The organism is Microcystis sp. LEGE 08355, assembly GCF_015207185.1.
Taxonomy (GTDB): Bacteria; Cyanobacteriota; Cyanobacteriia; order Cyanobacteriales; family Microcystaceae; genus Microcystis; species Microcystis panniformis.
Map to the genome: position 1 here is coordinate 1 of NZ_JADEXI010000744.1, position 1,954 is coordinate 1,954.

Below are 1,954 nucleotides of genomic sequence, written 5' to 3' on the forward strand. Positions count from 1 at the left end.
GTGTGGAAAGTAGGTCTATACTGATAGTTTATTCCGCAAAATAGTCCTAAAAGTTTTGCCCAATAAGCACTTCAGGATTCCATAAGCCAAAATTATCACACAAAGTCGAGAAGAGCCATATATCCTGGTCAATAATCAGTGATCAGTAAACAGTAAACAGTGAACAGTGAACAGTGAACAGTGAAAAGACAGCAGGAAACTGCTATTTAATACTGCTCGCTTAATAGACCTCTTGTAAAAATCAAAAATTGTTGTTAGGGTTAGGAGTCAGTAGCCAGTAGTCAGTAGTCAGGAGAATTAAGAATGAATAATAATCAGTTAAATGGTCTATTTACAGACTTTATGCCATTTAATCCTTATTTTTGCCGTTTTTGAACCCTGAAAAATTAATTATGCAAGAGGTTTAATACATACTGCTCACTTAAAACTCAAATCTGATAACTGATAACTGATAACTGGTAACTGATAACTGATAACTGATAACTGCTCAATGTCGATCGCTCTCAACGTTAACATCAAAGGTAATGGCTATCCGATCCTCTGTCTGCACGGTCATCCCGGTTCGGCTGGTAGTATGTCTGTATTTACCGATCATTTTTGCCAACGCTGGCAAACCCTGGCCCCGGATCTGCGCGGCTACGGGAAAAGTCGTTATCGCCTCGATTTTCAGCTAGAAGAACATCTAGAGGATTTAATCGGACTGCTCGATCGCCAAAAAATCCAGCAATGTTTAATTCTCGGTTGGTCTTTGGGGGGTATAATCGCCCTGGAGTTAGTATTGCGGCATCCCGATCGCTTTCCTGGTTTAATTCTAGTTGCCTCGGCCGCGCGGCCTTGGGGTAGCCATCCTCCTGTCCGCACCACAGACTTAGTTTTGACGGGGATGGCGGCAATTCTCAATCAGATCAAACCGGGATGGCGTTGGAATATTGATACTTTTGCTCGTCGTTCCCTGTTTCAGTATCTTTTTTCACAACATCAAGCGATCGCCTATCGCTATCTTGCTCAAGATGCTGTTCCCGCCTACTTAGGCACTTCTCCAGCTGCCGATCGCGCTTTAAATCGGGCTTTAAAAAAAGGTAACAATTGTTTAAAATCTCTTGACAAAATCACAATTCCCTGCTTAGTTCTGGCGGGGGCAAATGATCGCCATATTACCAGTGCCTCGAGCCAAGAAACGGCCGAAAACCTGAAACTGTCTGAGTGGAAATGTTACCCCGATACGGCCCATCTGTTCCCTTGGGAAATCCCCGACTTAGTTTTAGGGGACATTGATCATTGGTTAGGGGAGCATTTTAGCGATAAACTGGCAGAGTGAAGTGAAAACTACTGCCGTGGTCGGGGACACTATCCACCCAAATTTGACCGTAGTGGGCGCGAATAATCTTGCGACAGACCGATAAACCGATGCCATAACCTTCTTTCCCCTCATCCCGTTTGAGACGCACATGACCCTCAAAAATATGCTCTTGTTTTTCTTCGGGAATGCCGGGGCCAGTATCACTGATGCTCACTTGTACTTTTTGAGTAGTACGATGGAGGACAGAAAGGGTAATTGCGCCGCCAGCGGGGGTATATTTGATGCCATTCTCCAAGAGATTAATAATCACCTGTCGGATTAACTCCTCATCAGCATAGACGGGGGGCAGATCTTGGGGGATATCGCTTTGGAGAGTTAAGGTCTTTTCCTGAAAAGTATCGGTAAATTGAGACAAAATTTCCTGACAGAGGGATTGCAGATAAAATTTAGTCTGTTGGAGCGTGAATTGCGCCGCCATGCTCTTAGAAGCTTGCAGAATATCTGTGATCAAACGGTTCATAATCCGGAACTGTTTGCGGGCCTGTTGGTGCAGTTGTTCTCGTAATTGCAGACTGCGCTCAGTATCTGGTTAATTATAGGCTAATTCTAGAGTTTCCACGGCGATGGCAGCGGCGGTGAGAGGACTGCGTAAAT

At 44.5% G+C, this 1,954-nt stretch carries 1 protein-coding gene and 1 pseudogene; one reads left to right on the forward strand and one right to left on the reverse strand.

Annotated features, from left to right (window positions below; translation table 11 throughout):
- The first annotated feature begins 490 nt into the window (after window positions 1-490).
- Entirely contained in the window at window positions 491-1,318 is an 828-nt protein-coding gene (locus IQ242_RS23600; protein WP_193961624.1) for an alpha/beta fold hydrolase, read from the forward strand.
- Here IQ242_RS23600 and IQ242_RS23605 read toward each other — a convergent pair.
- Window positions 1,296-1,954: pseudogene (locus IQ242_RS23605) on the reverse strand (histidine kinase); the annotation flags it as partial. The gene IQ242_RS23600 and the pseudogene IQ242_RS23605 sit on opposite strands and share 23 nt — an antisense overlap.